Annotated in this window: 21 protein-coding genes and 1 riboswitch; of the genes, 18 read left to right on the top strand and 3 right to left on the bottom strand. The window is 44.3% G+C overall.

What is annotated here, in order from left to right; all coding sequences use genetic code 11:
• The first annotated feature begins 387 nt into the window (after positions 1-387).
• Positions 388-582: riboswitch (cobalamin riboswitch) on the top strand.
• Positions 583-740: 158 nt separating this feature from the next.
• From WD019_RS07705 to WD019_RS07760, 12 genes are read left to right on the top strand one after another with little or no spacing between them, the layout of a single operon-like run.
• Positions 741-1709, top strand: a complete 969-nt coding sequence (locus WD019_RS07705) for an ABC transporter substrate-binding protein (protein WP_425711131.1) — start codon at positions 741-743, stop codon at positions 1707-1709.
• Positions 1672-2730, top strand: coding sequence for a FecCD family ABC transporter permease (locus tag WD019_RS07710; RefSeq protein WP_026679159.1), 1059 nt, complete (start codon positions 1672-1674; stop codon positions 2728-2730). The genes WD019_RS07705 and WD019_RS07710 overlap by 38 nt, the downstream gene beginning before the upstream one ends.
• Entirely contained in the window at positions 2731-4200 is a 1470-nt protein-coding gene (locus WD019_RS07715) for a heme ABC transporter ATP-binding protein (protein WP_425711132.1), read from the top strand.
• Positions 4197-5165, top strand: a complete 969-nt coding sequence (gene cbiB / locus WD019_RS07720; RefSeq protein ID WP_425711133.1) for an adenosylcobinamide-phosphate synthase CbiB — start codon at positions 4197-4199, stop codon at positions 5163-5165. Before WD019_RS07715 ends, cbiB begins: the two co-directional genes overlap by 4 nt.
• Positions 5140-6219 (top strand): threonine-phosphate decarboxylase CobD, encoded by a 1080-nt coding sequence (cobD, locus tag WD019_RS07725; RefSeq protein ID WP_425711134.1) that lies wholly within the window; start codon positions 5140-5142, stop codon positions 6217-6219. Before cbiB ends, cobD begins: the two co-directional genes overlap by 26 nt.
• Positions 6216-6803 carry a bifunctional adenosylcobinamide kinase/adenosylcobinamide-phosphate guanylyltransferase gene (locus WD019_RS07730; protein WP_425711135.1) on the top strand — a complete coding sequence of 196 codons (588 nt, stop codon included), beginning with the start codon at positions 6216-6218 and terminating at the stop codon, positions 6801-6803. Before cobD ends, WD019_RS07730 begins: the two co-directional genes overlap by 4 nt.
• Entirely contained in the window at positions 6787-7584 is a 798-nt protein-coding gene (gene cobS, locus WD019_RS07735) for an adenosylcobinamide-GDP ribazoletransferase (RefSeq protein ID WP_051291600.1), read from the top strand. Before WD019_RS07730 ends, cobS begins: the two co-directional genes overlap by 17 nt.
• On the top strand, positions 7542-8171 hold the full coding sequence (locus WD019_RS07740) for a histidine phosphatase family protein (protein WP_425711136.1): 630 nt from the start codon (positions 7542-7544) through the stop codon (positions 8169-8171). Before cobS ends, WD019_RS07740 begins: the two co-directional genes overlap by 43 nt.
• Entirely contained in the window at positions 8123-8551 is a 429-nt protein-coding gene (locus WD019_RS07745) for a bifunctional adenosylcobinamide kinase/adenosylcobinamide-phosphate guanylyltransferase (protein ID WP_425711137.1), read from the top strand. Before WD019_RS07740 ends, WD019_RS07745 begins: the two co-directional genes overlap by 49 nt.
• A gap of 16 nt (positions 8552-8567) precedes the next feature.
• Entirely contained in the window at positions 8568-9164 is a 597-nt protein-coding gene (locus WD019_RS07750; RefSeq protein WP_425711138.1) for a cob(I)yrinic acid a,c-diamide adenosyltransferase, read from the top strand.
• Positions 9165-9183: 19 nt separating this feature from the next.
• A complete protein-coding gene (locus WD019_RS07755; protein WP_425711139.1) occupies positions 9184-9645 on the top strand; it encodes an ECF transporter S component in 462 nt (153 codons plus the stop codon).
• Positions 9642-10352, top strand: a complete 711-nt coding sequence (locus WD019_RS07760) for a hypothetical protein (protein WP_425711140.1) — start codon at positions 9642-9644, stop codon at positions 10350-10352. The genes WD019_RS07755 and WD019_RS07760 overlap by 4 nt, the downstream gene beginning before the upstream one ends.
• A 37-nt stretch (positions 10353-10389) precedes the next feature.
• On the opposite strand, the gene WD019_RS07765 is transcribed toward WD019_RS07760, so the two are convergent.
• A complete protein-coding gene (locus tag WD019_RS07765; RefSeq protein ID WP_425711141.1) occupies positions 10390-10953 on the bottom strand; it encodes a PadR family transcriptional regulator in 564 nt (187 codons plus the stop codon).
• 219 nt (positions 10954-11172) lie between these two features.
• Here WD019_RS07765 and WD019_RS07770 point away from each other — a divergent pair, with 219 nt between their 5' ends.
• Together WD019_RS07770 and WD019_RS07775 are read left to right on the top strand one after the other, a co-directional pair.
• A complete protein-coding gene (locus WD019_RS07770; protein WP_425711190.1) occupies positions 11173-12327 on the top strand; it encodes an MFS transporter in 1155 nt (384 codons plus the stop codon).
• A 68-nt stretch (positions 12328-12395) separates the two neighbouring features.
• Positions 12396-12824: a universal stress protein gene (locus WD019_RS07775; RefSeq protein ID WP_425711142.1), complete on the top strand. Its 429-nt coding sequence runs from the start codon at positions 12396-12398 to the stop codon at positions 12822-12824.
• A gap of 10 nt (positions 12825-12834) precedes the next feature.
• Here the strand turns inward: WD019_RS07775 and WD019_RS07780 are convergent, their stop codons facing one another.
• Complete coding sequence (locus tag WD019_RS07780) at positions 12835-12987, bottom strand: hypothetical protein (protein ID WP_425711143.1); 153 nt, start codon at positions 12985-12987, stop codon at positions 12835-12837.
• Between the two features lie 90 nt (positions 12988-13077).
• Here WD019_RS07780 and WD019_RS07785 point away from each other — a divergent pair, with 90 nt between their 5' ends.
• Positions 13078-13509: a universal stress protein gene (locus tag WD019_RS07785; protein WP_425711144.1), complete on the top strand. Its 432-nt coding sequence runs from the start codon at positions 13078-13080 to the stop codon at positions 13507-13509.
• Between the two features lie 108 nt (positions 13510-13617).
• Positions 13618-14817, top strand: coding sequence for a site-2 protease family protein (locus tag WD019_RS07790; RefSeq protein ID WP_425711145.1), 1200 nt, complete (start codon positions 13618-13620; stop codon positions 14815-14817).
• 42 nt (positions 14818-14859) lie between these two features.
• Here WD019_RS07790 and WD019_RS07795 read toward each other — a convergent pair whose 3' ends face one another.
• Entirely contained in the window at positions 14860-15123 is a 264-nt protein-coding gene (locus tag WD019_RS07795; protein WP_026679142.1) for a YqhV family protein, read from the bottom strand.
• A 264-nt stretch (positions 15124-15387) separates the two neighbouring features.
• On the opposite strand from WD019_RS07795, the gene WD019_RS07800 reads away from it, so the two are divergent.
• A complete protein-coding gene (locus WD019_RS07800; protein ID WP_026679141.1) occupies positions 15388-15585 on the top strand; it encodes a cold shock domain-containing protein in 198 nt (65 codons plus the stop codon).
• A 211-nt stretch (positions 15586-15796) separates the two neighbouring features.
• On the top strand, positions 15797-16351 hold the full coding sequence (hpf, locus tag WD019_RS07805) for a ribosome hibernation-promoting factor, HPF/YfiA family (RefSeq protein ID WP_026679140.1): 555 nt from the start codon (positions 15797-15799) through the stop codon (positions 16349-16351).
• Positions 16352-16515: the final 164 nt, after the last annotated feature.

The raw sequence follows: 16515 nt of genomic DNA on the forward strand, positions 1-16515 counted from the left end.
ACCGGTCTCAAGGACAAAAAAGCAGCCTGGAGGCACAAAACTGTCCAATAGAAGGTGCCTCAGGGACAAAAATAAAGTTCGGAAGCGAAAAAATATTCAATTCGGTGCCTTGTGATGAATTTTGTTTGAAATAATTTGCTATAGGTATCGTCTCGGGGATGGATTCCTCTCATTTTTATTACTCTACTATGCAAAAATTGCTTTTTGCAATTAGCGATATTTAACACTTGCCACCATTGACTTCACTAAAGATTGGCAGTGTGCTGTTTGCATTAGGATTGTTTGGATTTGGAATTTGCAGCCGCGATGCTCCTTAATGAACTTTTCCTTTCCATTTCGAAAACAAATAGTATAATAAGTAATAGCTGAATAAATGATTTAAGGTCGCTGTTTGGGAAAAGCGAAGCCATCGTTGCTGTTCTCAAACGATTAAGCGTTAAAAAGGGAAGTTGGTGCAAATCCAACACGGTCCCGCCACTGTAATCGCGAGAGCCGCATCAAAAACCACTGTTTTAAAAAACGGGAAGGAGATTCGGTTTGATGAACGAGAGTCAGGAGACCTGCCTTAAATTTTTGTTTTGCAACCTTCGAGGAAAAGGTGAAGCAATCTTTTGAAATCGTAAATCGATCGATGCTTTCATGCTCTCCGAAGGGAGGGCTTTTTTATTTCACCTGAAGCGTCATGTTCAAAGAACGCTGGCGGCCTCGAAAGAAAGTTACATACAAGGGGGAAAATAAACATGAAAAAGCTAAGCGGCATTTTGCTCATGCTTCTCTTAGTCATCGGCGTCATGGCCGGTTGTTCGAATGGCGATAAAGCGGCAAAAGACAGCGGAAAAAAGGCGGCGCCCGCTGCTAAATCCGGCTTCCCTGTCACGATTACCGATGGAATCGGGGAAAAAGTGACGATTGATAAAAAGCCGAAACGGATCGTATCGTTAATTCCAAGCAATACGGAAATCGCATTTGATCTTGGTTTGAACAAAGAAATCGTCGGTGTATCTGATTTTGACAATTATCCGAAAGAAGCGACAAAAAAAGAAAAGATCGGCGGGATGGACTTTAACGTCGAAAAAATCATTTCGTTAAAGCCCGACCTTGTCCTTGCCCACGCTTCAGGTGCCCATAATTCGAAAAAAGGGCTTGACCAATTAAGAGATAACGGGATTAAAGTATTGGTCGTCAATGAAGCAAAATCATTTGATGATGCGTACAAGTCGATTGAAATGATTGGGAAAGCAACAGGAACGGATGCGAAAGCGAAAGAAATTGTCACATCGATGAAAAGCGACCTTAACAAAATCAAAGAAAAAGCAAACGCTATTAAAAAAGGTGATGAAAAAACGGTTTGGATCGAAGTCCAGCCCGCTCCTGAGCTTTATACAGCAGGAAAAGGAACCTTTATGGATGAAATGCTGACCGCTATCCACGCGAAAAATGCGGCTGCGAAGCTTGAGGGGTGGCCGAAAGTAACGGAAGAAAAAGCTGTTTCATATAAGCCTGATGTCATCATTACGACATATGGCTACTATACGAAAAATGCGGCGCAGAAAGTGCTGGACAGAAAAGCATGGAAAGACGTGCCGGCCATTAAAAAGAAGCAAGTGTATGATATTCAATCGGATTTAGTAAGCCGTCCTGGTCCACGGCTAATCGAAGGGGTCGAGCAACTTGCGGAAGCCGTCTATCCTGACGTTTTTAAGAAATAATATCGTCCTTTCTTATAGTATTGTTTTATGTTTCATGATCGTTTCTGTATCATTGGGGGTTTCGGTAGGAAGTGTACCTATCCCCCTTTTTCACGTTTTACGGATTCTTACATCGTCCTTATTCCATCTTCCTATCCCGCATGATATTGATCGTGGAACGGTAAATATTGTGATGGATATCCGGTTTCCGCGTGCAGTGCTTGCTTTATTGGTTGGCTGTTCGTTGTCGCTTGCGGGATGTGCGTTTCAAGGCTTGTTAAAAAATCCGCTGGCTGATCCATACACGCTCGGAGTATCATCAGGCGGGGCATTGGGCGCTGTCGCCGTTTTATTTTTCGGCATCTCGCTGCCTTTTTTCGGTGACTATACATTGCCGATAATCAGTGTGCTGACGGCTTTCTTGACACTGCTGATTGTCATCTTTTTTGCCCGGTTGGTCCATCGGTCGCTTTCAGTCGAAACGATCATTTTGGCGGGCATTATTTTCAGTTCATTTTTAGGGGCGCTCATCTCCCTTTTAATTGCCTTGACGGGTGAGGAATTGCGGTCGATTATCGGCTGGATTATGGGCAGTGTGTCGATGAGGGGCTGGCCGTATATCGGGCTGATTCTACCGTTTTTCCTTGTCGGCTTTTTCATCCTTATGATGAATGCGAGAGAATTGAATGCGCTTGCCTTTGGCGAAAATGATGCGAGGGCGATCGGCGTGAATGTTCAAAGGCATAAAATGTATGTGCTCTTTGCTGCGTCCCTTTTGACAGGGTCTGCTGTTGCCGTTTCAGGAACGATCGGCTTTGTTGGCCTGGTCATTCCACATATGGCCCGATTGATCTGGGGAGTCGACCATCGCCATCTTCTTCCGCTTTCGATGGGAGTCGGAGGCGCGTTTTTAGTCCTCGTCGATTTGCTGGCCCGGACGATCATTTCGCCGACAGAACTGCCGATCGGCGTGTTGACTGCCATTATTGGCAGCCCGGTGTTTGCTTTTATTTTCATACGTTCACGCAGAAAAGAGGTGTAGATGATGCTCCATGTTGAGAATGTGACAGCTGGCTATAACGGAAAAGACATTGTACATCAGGTCACGTTTTCGGTACCAAAAGGCGAGTTTTTCGGCATCATTGGCCCGAATGGAAGCGGGAAGACGACGCTTTTGCGCTCAATCAGCGGCGAGCTTTCGGTAAAAAGCGGAAAGCTTAACGTCATGGACCGGCCCATCCAGTCCTTTTCCAGCAAAGAACGGGCGCGCAGAATCGCCGTTTTGCCGCAGCACAATGAAACAGCGTTTGACTACAGCGTAAAAGAAACGGTCGCCCTTGGCAGATATCCGTATTATGAAGGTTTTTTCAAGCAATCTTCGAAACGGGATGACGAAGTGGTCGAAATGGTGATGGGGGAAACGGGCATTGCTCAGTTTGCCGAACAATCGTTAGGAAATTTAAGCGGAGGGGAGCGGCAGCGGGTGTTTCTCGCAAAAGCGCTTGCCCAGGAGCCGGAGCTCTTGCTTTTAGATGAACCGACGAACCATCTTGACCTTTCGTATCAAATGAAGCTGCTTGAACTAATCAAAGAACGGACGATAGACAAAAAACTAACCGTTGTCGCCATTTTGCACGATTTAAATTTAGCGAGCCTTTATTGTGACAGGCTTATGTTATTGAATGAAGGAAAATGTGAAGCGCTCGGGACGCCCATTGAGGTCATGAATGATGCAAATTTGAAAAAAGTGTATGGCATTCCGCTTCACCGCCACACGCACCCGCGGGTCGCAAAGCCGTTAATTGCGCTTATGCCGGAAGAAAAAGCGGAAGAACAATCGCTTGAACACGTTACAATAGAAACAACCGAAAACATGATGGTCGTCAGAAGTCCTTTTCCGTTTAAAACGTTATCGTCAGCCCTTGTTGGAGGAGGATTCAACTGGGCAACAACGTTCGTTAACCGCCATGTCGACAAAAACTATAATTGCAGTGAGGCGAAACAAGAATACATCCGCTATTTGTGCGCGAACAGGTTGAATATAACCGGGACGGTCGGAATGATGACTGCAGCCTTACTGGAAGATGCCGGCATGAAGTCCATTCAAAATGAAGAATGCCGCGTCCTCGCTATTGTGACAGCGGGGACATCGAATAGTGTGGATATTTCCCGTTCATGGGAGTATGCGGCTGGCACGATGAAAGTCGGAACGATCAACATCTGGGTTTTTGTTGAAGGCGAGCTGACCGAAGAAGCCTTTACGCAGGCAATGATGACGGCAACAGAAGCGAAAACGAAGGCGCTGGCGCTAGAACAAATTATCGACCGAAACTCAGGAACGGTCGCAACAGGCACTTCGACCGACAGTATGTGCATTGCCGCGACTCAAACAGGGAAAAAAATCGAATATGCCGGAACGATTACTCCAGTCGGAAAATGGATCGGGAAGGCGGTTTTTGATGCTTTAATAGAAGCGATTCAAAATTATAAAAGAAGAAGAGAAGAGCTATGATTCATCACCTTATTGCTATTACACTCGCACTCATTATTGACCAATTGATCGGGGATCCTCCATGGCTACCCCATCCGGTCAGAGGTTTTGGAAAATTGATCGCGTTTTTCGAAAAAAAATTCAATCACGGGCCCAACCGGATGGCCAAAGGCACTTTAATGGTCTTTCTCGTGCTGCTTATTACAGGGGCCTTATCGTTTACAGTTGTCTTGTTTTCCTATCAATTGAATGAATGGCTCGGCGTCGCCATCGAGGGGCTCTTCATTTCAACGACCATTGCCGTAAAAGGATTGAGGGAAGCGGGGATTTCGGTTCTTAAGCCGCTTGAAAACCAGCAATTGGAGCTGGCAAGGGAAAAGCTCAGCTGGATCGTCGGCAGAGATACGGAACAGTTAGATGAAAGTGAAATTGTCAGAGGAGCGGTCGAAACGGTAGCGGAAAATACGAGTGATGGCATCACTGCCCCGCTCTTTTATGCATTAATCGGGGGGGCTCCGCTCGCGTTATTGTATCGGGCTGTCAATACGTGCGATTCAATGGTCGGCTATAAAAACGATCGCTACCTCCTGTTTGGGCGGGCATCAGCAAGGCTTGATGACGTCATGAATTTTTTGCCGAGCCGGATCACGGGCCTTATTATGGTTCTTCTGAATCCAACGACAATGAAAATATCGAAAAATGAAGCATTCTCCGTCTTGTTTCGCGATGCGAGAAAACATCCTAGTCCGAACAGCGGCTGGGGAGAAGCGGCGGTTGCCGGGCTCCTCGGAGTGCAGCTTGGCGGAGTGAACACGTATAAAGGGAAAGTGTCCAATCGGGCGAAAATGGGGAACGGTCATTATCCGCTTAAAGCATCCCATATTTCACAGACGATTACGATAATGGAGCGGACAACCTTTTTTTTCTACATCTTATTACTAATCATCGGAGGTGCGGTCTATGGAATTTCCCGAGCATGGAGCTAATCCGCAAGCAATCACGAAACTTTTCCAACTTCCACTTTCAGAAAATACGATCGATTTCAGCGTTAATGTCAATCCGTATCAACCGTTTCGGCAGCTAAAAGAAAACTGGAATGATTTTTATAAGGAGATGCTTGTCTATCCTGACCCCCATTCTACGGAACTCGTTCAAAAAATCGCTGATTGCGAGAATCTCAATAATGGCCAAATATTAATCGGGAACGGCGCTTCTGAGCTCATTTATTTACTGGCCCATTATTTTAGCGGATCGGATGTGCTCGTGATCGATCCGGCATTTTCAGAATATCGCAAGGCGTGTGAAACGTTTGGTTCAAAAGTACACTCGTTCACGGTTTCTGAAGAAACGGATTGGCAGGTTGATCTTCTTAAACTGGAGCGCGCCCTTTCAGGGAAATCCGTCTTGTTTATTTGTCATCCGAACAATCCGACGGGAGTCTCGTATTCTCGCGAATGGTTCGAAACCGTCTTTCAAATGACAGAAGATCTTGGCGTAGTCGTTGTCGTTGACGAGGCATTCTATCATTTTATGGGGAAGCCATTTTCAGTCATTTCCTATTTAAGAAGATTCCCCCATGTTGTCGTATTGCGCTCTTTGACGAAAATGTTTCATATCCCTGGCATCCGTCTCGGGTTTTTGCTTGGCTCGGAATCGTTTATCAAAGAAGTGCGGCAACTCCAGCCGTCATGGAGCGTTAATGGGGTTGCCCAGAAAGTGGGCGTCCTATGCCTTGAACAAACCGGGTACATCGCCGATACTGCACGAAACATCGCGCTAGACCGATATGACTTGTTTAGTAGTTTGGACCGGCTCGGATTTCTCACGTCGCCATCAGCCGTCAATTTTTACTTGCTCAGGCCAAAAGGGGAGAAACGAGATTTGCTTCCGCTTATCCGCTATTTGTTAAAAAAAGGGATCGTTCCGCGCCATACATATAATTTCATAGGGCTGGACGGAAATTATCTTCGGCTCGCGGTCAGAACAAGCAGGGAGAACGAACGGCTGCTTGAAGCGCTCGAAAGCTGGGGCGGACAATGATTGTTTTTATTACAGGAGGGGTGAGAAGCGGGAAAAGTTCATTTGCCGAACAACTCGCGACAGATGCGGCAAGGCGTATCTCTCGCAATCTCCATTATATCGCGACGAGCCAAAAGACGGATCAAGAAATGGAGGAACGAATCAAGCGCCATCAAGAAAAACGGGAACATAGCCCTTTCGCCTGGAGGACATGGGAGGTACCGGTGTGTCTTGAAGGGATTGCCGATTATTTTCAAAGCGGCGATTTACTTTTGTTAGATTGCTTGACCAATCTCGCGACGAACGAGCTTTTTGCAGGCTGGGAGAATGGAACGGAAAAGTGGCAAAATGGAAACTACCGATCTGAAGTCTACCATCGTATCATTCAAGTGATCGAGCAGCTGGATCAAAGGGGCGTGACCCTGTTCATCGTTTCCAACGAAATCTTCCAATCTCCTATCCCGGATGACCCGGGTACGCTCTATTTTGCTGAACTGCTCGGAAAATTGCACCAGCATATCGTAGCAATGGCCGCACGGGCCTATCTCGTTGAAAACGGCATTGCGACCGTAAAGAAAGGTGAGCATCATGAAGGTGAAAGATAACGACATGTTCAATGGCTGGCGGCTTGCCGTCCAATTTTTAACGGTATTGCCGGCAAAAAGAAACATTCCGTGGAATGAAAGAAGCGGACGCTGGAGCATTTATTTTTATCCGGTAGTCGGCCTGTTAATGGGAGTTTTCTTATCGGCTCTCGCTTATGTACTTCTTCGTTATTCGCCATTTTCCCCGCTTGCCGCTACAATGTGCCTTTTTACATGCTCGATAGTTCTTTCAGGCGGCCTTCATTTGGACGGGTGGATGGACGTTAGCGACGCGTTTTTTTCTTACCAGGAGAAGGAAAAAAAGCTTGAGATTATGAAAGATTCGCGTGTCGGCGCGTTCGGCGTCATGTCGCTTCTCTTTTTGCTAAGCTGGCGCTTTCTTTTCATGTATGAATTGGTCTCAAGAAGCAAGACGGTTATGATCCTTTATTTGCTCATCCCTTTATTCTCGAGGATTGCGATGGGGCTTTTATTAATAGCGGCGCCCCTTGCAAAACCGGGCGGGATGGCCCATTTTATGAAACAAGTAGTAAAGAAAAATAGCTGGATCGCCTATGGCGGCTATTTGCTCATTGTTGTGATCATCGGCATCATATTTTTCCATGCCGCTATTGTCATTTTATTGGCACTTGGAAGCCTTCTCTTTTGCCTTTGTTGGGGGATGTTTTGCAAGCGGCAGTTCGGAGGAATTACAGGAGATACGCTTGGCGCCTGTTTAGAAGGGACGGAAAACATATTATGGCTCATCGGTTGGCTGTTACTTTACTTCGGCACGGCTTGACGGACGAAAATGTGAAAAAACAATACATTGGCTGGTCCGATCCGCCGTTATGTGAAAAAGGTAGGCAGGAATTAATCGATTCATCAAAGGCATACCCGGCAGGTGTTCTTATCGTCAGCGATAAAAAGCGGTGCAAAGAAACGGCGGCCATTCTTTATCCGAACAAACCGTACGAAGTTTGCCCTGGGTTTCGCGAGCTTCATTTCGGCAAGTGGGAAGGAAAGACGTACGAGGAGTTGAAAAGCGATCCGGAGTATTGCCATTGGCTTGATTGTAGGCAAGAGCCGGCGCCTCCTGGCGGGGAGTCTTTTGCAGATTTTCAAAAACGGGTTCTCGAAGCCTGGAAAGAACAAATCATCCGGCGATTCGATTGTGAAGAGATCCACCACCTTGTGCTCATTACGCATGGCGGACCCATTCGCTTATTATTGTCGTACTTTGCGCCTGAAGAAAAGCTGATGTGGGAATGGCCCGTTTCGCACGGAGAAGGGTATACGTTCATCTGGGAAGAAGCCGGCGCGTTAAGGAGGGGGTTGCGATGCACTTTGTTACAGGCGGTGCCTTTAACGGAAAAAGGCGCTGGGTAGAAGCCTTTTATGGTTACCCGCACAAAAACGGAGGATGGCATTCCTTTTATGAAAGCGCCGATGTTTCCAAAGAAGTTTGGGATCATGGCATTGTCGTGCTAGAAGGAATGGAGATGTTTGTGAAAAATACGCTAAACGAGGTTAACGAAAAAGGAAGAGAGCAACTTCGCCTCGAATTAAAAAAGTGGTGCGAGTGGGAGCAATCAAACGGCACCCGAAAGCTTGTGCTGATCGGAAGCGATATCGGCAAAGGGATCGTCCCGATCGAAAAGGAGCACCGGCTTTGGCGCGACATGGCAGGCTGGTTTTATCAAGACATAGTGTCGGCGGCATATCGCGTCGATGTGATCTGGTATGGCTTAAGTGAACGTTTAAAATAAGGGAGGAAAAAGAAAAATGAGACTATACACGAGAACTGGCGATGAAGGGCAAACGAGCGTTATTGGCGGGCGTTTAGGGAAAGACGATATCCGTGTCAAAGCATACGGGACGCTTGATGAGCTAAATAGCTTTGTCGGACAGGCTATCACGCAGCTTGATGAAGCGAAATTCCCGGATATTTTGCCTGAGCTTGTCAAAATCCAGCACGAGCTGTTTGATTGCGGCGGCGACTTATCCGTCATTAAAAATAAACGGCCGTATAAAACAGAAGAAGAGGCGATTACCTTTTTAGAAGAGCGGATTGACGAATATATTAAAGAAGCGCCGGAGCTTGAACGATTTATTTTGCCAGGCGGCTCGCAGGCATCTGCCTCGATCCACATTTGCCGGACGATTGCCCGCCGCGCGGAACGGGAAATTGTCGAATTGAAGCGAAACGGCGAAATCAATCCGGTTGTCCTTAAGTACGTTAACCGTCTTTCCGATTACTTCTTCGCGATTGCCCGTGTCATTAACTTCCGCCTTGGGGTAAAAGATGTCGAGTACGAGCGCAGCGCCATCGTCTTTAGAGGCGGTAAAAGAAAGGAGAACAAATCGTCGGCAAATGAATAGAAAATGGTCATACTTCATCGTGTTTACATCATTGGCTGTTATCGGATCGTTTCTTAAAATCCCGTCTTCTATCGGCAGCGTCGCGTTCGATTCATTTCCGGCATTGGTGGCGGCTTCAATTCTTTCGCCTGTATGGGGGATGGGGACCGCCGCTTTCGGCCATATCATGTCAGCCGCGTTAGACGGGTTTCCCCTCGGCCCTCTTCACGTCATCATCGCTGTGCAAATGATGCTCATTGTCGGTTTCTATGGCTGGTTATATAGACGAAGTTGGCGGATTCCAGCAGTGGTCAGTTTTGTCATCGGCAACGGAGTTCTTGCACCGATATGCTTTTGGCCCATTTTAGGGAGAGCGATGGCTGTGTCGCTAATTCCGAGTTTAACCGCAGCCGCCACGCTCAATAGTGTTGTTGCGCTTCTTGTCGCACCACGCCTCAGCAAGGCGCTTTCGGCACGGGCTAAAAAAGGGTTTGACGTATGAGAGATGTTGTCTTTCAACCGTTAAGTGAGACGGAAAGCCTTGTCATCTCAGCGGATAATTCAGGTGGAGTAGGCGAAAAGGAACATGATCTTGTTCACGTGCCGTATGAAACGGTTGCTTATTTCGGTCTCCGGGTCGCATTAATGGAGCTGCTTGCGGTTGGTGCTGAACCGGTCTCCGTTGTCATCCAAAATTTTAATGATGAAGCTGTCTGGGAGCGGCTCGAGGCCGGTGTTCAAAAGGTTTTTCACGAAGCCGGGATTGGGTCTGTTCCAGTGACAGGCAGTACGGAAAGCAATTTCAGGCTGCTTCAATCAGCTACCGGTTTTATATGTATCGGAAAAGTTAACACGAAAAACATTCGGATCGGCGTCACCCCTGAACATGCCAAATTGGCGGTCATCGGAAAGCCGCTCGTCGGCGAAGAAGTACTAACTGATCAAGAACATGTTGCGCCTTTATCGCTTTTCTACAAGCTTCTTCATACAAAAGGAGTCTACGAAATAGTTCCCGTCGGCTCAAAAGGCATTGAACATGAATTAAAAGGTTTAGCTTTAGCGAACCGGAGAGAAGTTGACTTGCCTGCAAAAGGAACTCTCGATCTTAAAAAATCCGCAGGACCTTCGACTTGTTTTATTATGAGCTATTCACCTGAAATTGAAACAGAACTAAAAAAAATATGCCGCCACTATTTTTATGCGGTATAACAAGAAGCTATTCTCTTCAAAACGAACAGGAACATGTTCAAGACATGATCCTGTTCGTTTTTACTTCTTTTTCAAGATAAGATAATACCCATTTGCACCAATTAATTTCCTCTTGTTCTTGCAAAAGTTTTCGCTTGAACAAAATGTAACGGCCAAAAACGTTTGATTTAATGTCCTCGAGCTTTTCCCCGTATTCTTTTTCCATTAAACCAATTTCCATTTTGCGTTTAGCCAGCTTTTCTTCATAAAGGGCCAGCCGCTCTTGAAATAGAGAGATTCCAGTTTCAACGTCAGCGAGTGAAATCGCATATGCCTTTATAAGAAATTCATCACGGGCAACGGGCGGTGCGGGCGGGTTCGATATCCATTTTTGCAGCAATGACCGCCCTTTATCTGTAATCGAATAAATTTTTTTATCAGGTTTCCCCGTTTGTTCAACATGAACGTAAGTAACGAATTCATCCTCCTCCAGTTTGGACAAAAGCGGATAGATCTGGCTATGCTTCGCATTCCAAAATACTTCCAATAATTGTTTTAATTCATAGCCTGTACAAGATTTTCTAACGAGCATACTAAGTAGGGCATAACCTAGTGAGTTCATAATTGTACCTCCTAATTCTCTCAATAACAGTATATCATAGACAATTCTCTTGCATAAATTATATATAAATATTGACATAATGATGGCGGAGGTATATAATCTGAAATTGTTATGTAAAAAGTTATATATAAATGAATTCGAATTTACAAGGGGGATATGTTAGTGGAAGTAGTAAAACAAGAAGAACTTTCATCATCTCATCATCATGATGACCATTCCATTAAAACGATTTTTAGACAACCGAAAGCGGCCTGGGCGGTTGCTTTTTCATGTATTATCGCGTTTATGGGGATTGGATTAGTCGACCCGATATTGCCGGCGATTGCCCAGAAGCTTAATGCTACGCCCAGTCAAGTATCACTTTTATTTACTAGTTACATGCTCGTAACGGGTGTCGTTATGCTCGTAACCGGATGGGTTTCTAGCCGAATCGGCCCCAAATTGACGTTATTACTTGGATTAATTTTAATTATCGTTTTTTCTGCATTAGGCGGTATGTCTTCAACGGTTAACCAGATTGTCTGGTTCCGTGCCGGATGGGGATTTGGTAACGCCTTTTTCATTTCAACCGCATTAGCCGTTATTGTTAGCGTTGCAAGCGGCGGTACAGCGAGCGCCATCATTCTTTATGAAGCGGCGATGGGCTTAGGGATGTCTGTCGGTCCTCTTCTCGGCGGTTTGCTTGGGGACATTAGCTGGCGCGGTCCATTTTTTGGAGTGGCTACTCTTATGGCGATTGGATTTATTGCCGTAATTGTCTTACTTTCAGATGTTCCAAAACCGAAGCGCAAAAGTTCGATCCTTGATCCAATTCGTGCATTAAGCCATGGTGGTTTATTGTCGATTGGAGTAACTGCGCTTTTATATAACTTCGGCTTTTTTACTTTGCTCGCTTTTTCGCCATTCGTTCTTCATACAGATGAGCACGGTCTCGGATTCATCTTCTTTTTCTGGGGAGTTTGTCTTGCCATTACGTCAGTATTTATTGCCCCGAAACTTCAAGAACGGTTTGGGACAATGCGGACAATGTATGCCATTTTGTTTTTATTTGCAGCGGATTTAGTCGTTATGGGAATAGGGGTATCTTCGAAGCTGACGCTTGTCCTCGCGATCGTTGTTGCGGGAGCTTTTTTAGGCGTGAATAATACGCTAATCACTACAGCGGTAATGGAAGTGTCACCTGTAGAGAGGTCCGTCGCTTCTGCAGCGTATAGCTTTGTTCGATTTGTCGGAGGTGCGATTGCCCCATGGCTGGCAGGTAAACTTGCTGAATGGTACAATCCGCAAGTGCCGTTCTATTTTGGAGCGTTTGCGTTACTTCTTGCTCTTTTCGTTCTATTTAACGGAAGAAAATATATGGGGAATGTGAAATAGGCATAAATGATTTGTTTAAGCGGATTCAGGGTATAGAAGAGTAAATCCGAAAACAGGAGGCATGAATAATGTATAAACTTTTAGTCCCTATCGATGGATCGGAAGTAGCGGAACGAGCAATGCAGACAGCAGTTTCTCTTTGTCAAAAACGAGAGGGTGAAACGCACATTACCCTTTTGCATGTTGCTTCTGTCGAGTATTATCCAGGAATGGCGGTTGCCAGCGTGAATATTAATCTGGACGAAACGGTCAGCAAAGAAGGCGAAGAGCTATTGCAGGAGTCGCTTAATAAAATAAAAAATGCCGGCATTCATGTAGATTCCGTCTTGCTTAAGGGTTATGCCGCAAAAGAAATATGCGAATACGCGAACGAAAATGGCTACGATATGATCGTTATCGGCAATCGCGGCCGAGGGGCATTTGGTGAATTGATTCTTGGCAGCGTCAGCCACAAAGTTCTCCATCATGCGAAGTGTCCGGTTTTAATCGTTAAATAAAAAGTGATGGCTACGCATTATAAAGCGTGGTCATCACTTTTTTTGCGCAATCAGCCAAATCAGATGCCCAATCGGTCAAAACAGAGGCGTTATCGGCCAAATCAGGTACCCAATCGGTCAAAACAGAAGCGTTATCGGCCAAATCAAACGCACTAAAGGTCAAATCAGGGACACTGTCCGCCAATTATCGAGGGTTAAACGAGTAGGAAAAAGGGTAAAGTTAATTAATCCAACTAAATGGAGGGGAAGAACAATGAGGAAACTATTAGTTCCCATTGACGGTTCCAAAGCTTCAGAACGCGCCTTGCAAACCGCTATAGATCTTTGCAAAGGAAGAGAAAACGACTATCTCATTACCCTATTACATGTTTCAGTCATCGAATACCATTATGCCGGAATTGGTATCGCAGCAGTTCGAGCCAATATCGATGAATCCATTGTACGAGAAGGAGATCATCTGTTACGTACTGCTTCAAATCAGTTTGAAAATAGTGGTATCGAAGTTGATACCGTTCATCTTCAAGGTTATGCAGCGCAGGAAATTTGCCAATATGCCGAAGAAAATAGGTATGATATGATCGTCATCGGAAATCGAGGATTAGGTACATTTGGGAAATTCATTCTCGGCAGTGTCAGCCATAAAGTAGTTCACCACGCCTCATGCCCGGTACTAATCGTAAAATAAGAAAGCGGTCGCCTGGAAAAAGGCGGCCGTTTTTTATGTAACTTTTCTCCTTTTTATTCGTAGTTACAGTATAATCATCTTTAGATGCTGCATTTGTTGGAGGATTATATGTCAAAGAAGAAAAAACAATCGAAAATTTGGGCGGGGTTAAGTGCCGTCGGTTTGTTTCTTTTATCTAAATTAAAATTCGTTTTTGCCCTTTTAAAAGTTGGGAAGTTCGCCACCTTAATTTCGATGTTTATTTCTTTCGGTGCGTATGCGATCATTTATGGCTGGAAATTTGGCGTGGCGCTCGTATACCTGCTTTTTGTCCATGAAATGGGGCATTTACTGGCGGCTAAGCAAAAAAAATTGCCGACTTCTCCAGCGATATTCATTCCATTTTTAGGAGCGGCGGTCGGAATGAAGAAGATGCCGGATAACGCGAAAGATGAAGCCTATATTGCCTATGCCGGACCTTTATTTGGCCTTCTCTCCATTTTACCTGCCGTCGTGTTATACGAAAAGACGGGATATCCGTTATGGGGATTAATGATTTCGCTTGGAGCCACCATCAATTTGTTTAACCTGTTTCCAGTCTCACCACTGGATGGAGGAAGGATCGTTGGCGTGTTGTCGCCGAAAATTTGGCTCATCGGGTTAATTTGCATCATTCCGATCTTAATTTTGTCACCTGATCCAATTATCTTTTTAATTTTCCTTTTCGGACTTGGAAACTGGTGGAGAAATGCAAGGCGGGATTATACCGTGAAGGAAGGAAAGCAAACGGAAGAACTTTTGGTGAATGAACAAGAAGAGGCCCGCAAGTTAGGAAATGAATTAAAGCACTATCAAGACATGCCTAACTTTGCTTATATCGTAGATCATATGATGGATGAAAACAGAGTAAGCAAGGACCGTCTGATCCGAAACTTGCCGGACGGATGGATGTTGCCGTTTTTTCACGATAAAAAGAAATTAAAAAAGGATGCAATCTTGACGAAAATCTCATTGCTGGAAAAACGTGAACGGCTCCTCCTCGTGCCTTGCAAAGAAGAAGCATTAAAAGAAGAACATTCGACGGTAGAGGAAGGGCAACAGGAAAAAGCGCCGGAGCAATTTATTAACGAGCTCATTTCAAGCTATGAAGAAAGTCTCTTGAATGAAAAAGAAAACGTACAAAATGAGATAGAAAAAATGAAAAATTATTATGTCGCTTCGATGAAAACAAAAGTAACCGTCCTGGTGCTTTATCTCCTATTAGCCGGTTCATTATCTTACTTCGTCGTGTATGGTAATACGATCATGAAGTCCCATTTGATCGGTTAAATCTTGTGACAATCGCCTTTTAAAAAGGGAAGATTGTCACTTTTATTTTTTTAAGCTAAAGAGGATGCAGCCAACACCAATAAGCAACCATATCAATTTTGCGAACGAAACTTTGTAAGAAATGCCAACCAATCCGATGGACATCGTTGTTAAAAGAACGAGCGGACCAACAAAAGCGAGAAGCGAATTGACGACGAGCGCTTTTTCCACAGTATTAAATCTGAGCATAAACAAAGCCGCAGTGATTTCGCACAATCCGGAAAAAATTCGAATCGCCGCCATCCATAAAACCACTTTTTCAAACACAAGGAACAATGTTTCCACCTCCAAACAGGTTGTCTGTAAAAATATATGGTTGTCCTTAGAAAATTAGAAGTGTCAATATATTGCATAAAAATGAATATATATACATAAAAATAATTGAAGAAAATTCGACAAAACTTCTTAAAATTCGCATTACGAAAGGGTTTGACAACATTTTTGGAATTGTGTAATACTATGTTTGTATAGGGCATCTATACACACGTACTGATGGCTATACAGATTGTAATGATGAAGGGATTGAAATGCATGTTAGGAAAAGTAAAATGGTTTAATGCAGAAAAAGGGTATGGATTCATTGAGCGCGAAGATGGAGACGATGTTTTCGTTCACTTCTCAGCGATCAATGTAGAAGGTTTCAAAAGCTTAGATGAAGGTCAAGAAGTGGAATTTGAAATTGTTGAAGGAGCACGCGGACCACAAGCGGCTAATGTGACGAAACTTTAAAAATCACCCAATAGAAAATGACTCCCCCGTTTGTTTTTTATAAGCAAACGGGGTTTTTATTTTTTAAAACCATAAATACAGGTAATTATTAAAGTTCTGAAAAGTTTATGTCGAGTATGTAAAATTTTTGTCAAAATATTTTCCGCGGTTTAAAGGAATTGAGAAAGGGTATATCGAAATATATATACATCACGAAAGGAGGAGTTAAGTTATGAAATTTAACATTCGTGGAGAAAACATCGAGGTGACTCAAGCTCTTAAGGAATATGTAGAAAAGAAGGTTGCCAAACTTCAACGCTACTTTAACGAAACTCCGAATTCAGATGTTCATGTGAACCTTAAAGTTTACAATAATGAACAATCTATTGAGGTTACGATTCCAATGACGGGACTGCTTCTTCGCGCAGAGGAAAGCCATGCGGATATGTATGCTGCAATTGATCTTGTCGTTGAGAAATTGGAACGTCAAATTCGCAAACATAAAACGAAAGTAAACCGGAAATTCCGGCAACAACAAGATAACTCCAAATTTCTGTTTACGAACGGCAATGAGACAACATCAACAGCCGTTCTGGATGAAGAAGATGAACTAGAGATTGTACGTGAAAAACGGTTTGATTTAAAACCGATGGATACAGAAGAAGCGATTTTACAAATGGATATGCTAGGGCATGATTTCTTTGTTTATAATCATGCCGAAACAAACAAAACCAATGTCGTTTATCGTCGAAGAGACGGGAAATACGGCTTAATTGCTCCAGAGTAAGTGAAATAGCATCATAAGCGCACAGCCATATCGGCTGTGTGCTTTTTGCTGTGCGGATGTGTACAATATGATACGATAGGCTATGATAAATGACCTGGCAGCCAAAACATAAACATTTGGTGTAGGGTTGTAATGTCTGGTAAAATAATAATAATATGATTTTA

It is taken from the genome of Fictibacillus sp. Mic-4, assembly GCF_049843615.1.
GTDB classification, from domain to species: domain Bacteria; phylum Bacillota; class Bacilli; order Bacillales; family Fictibacillaceae; genus Fictibacillus_A; species Fictibacillus_A gelatini.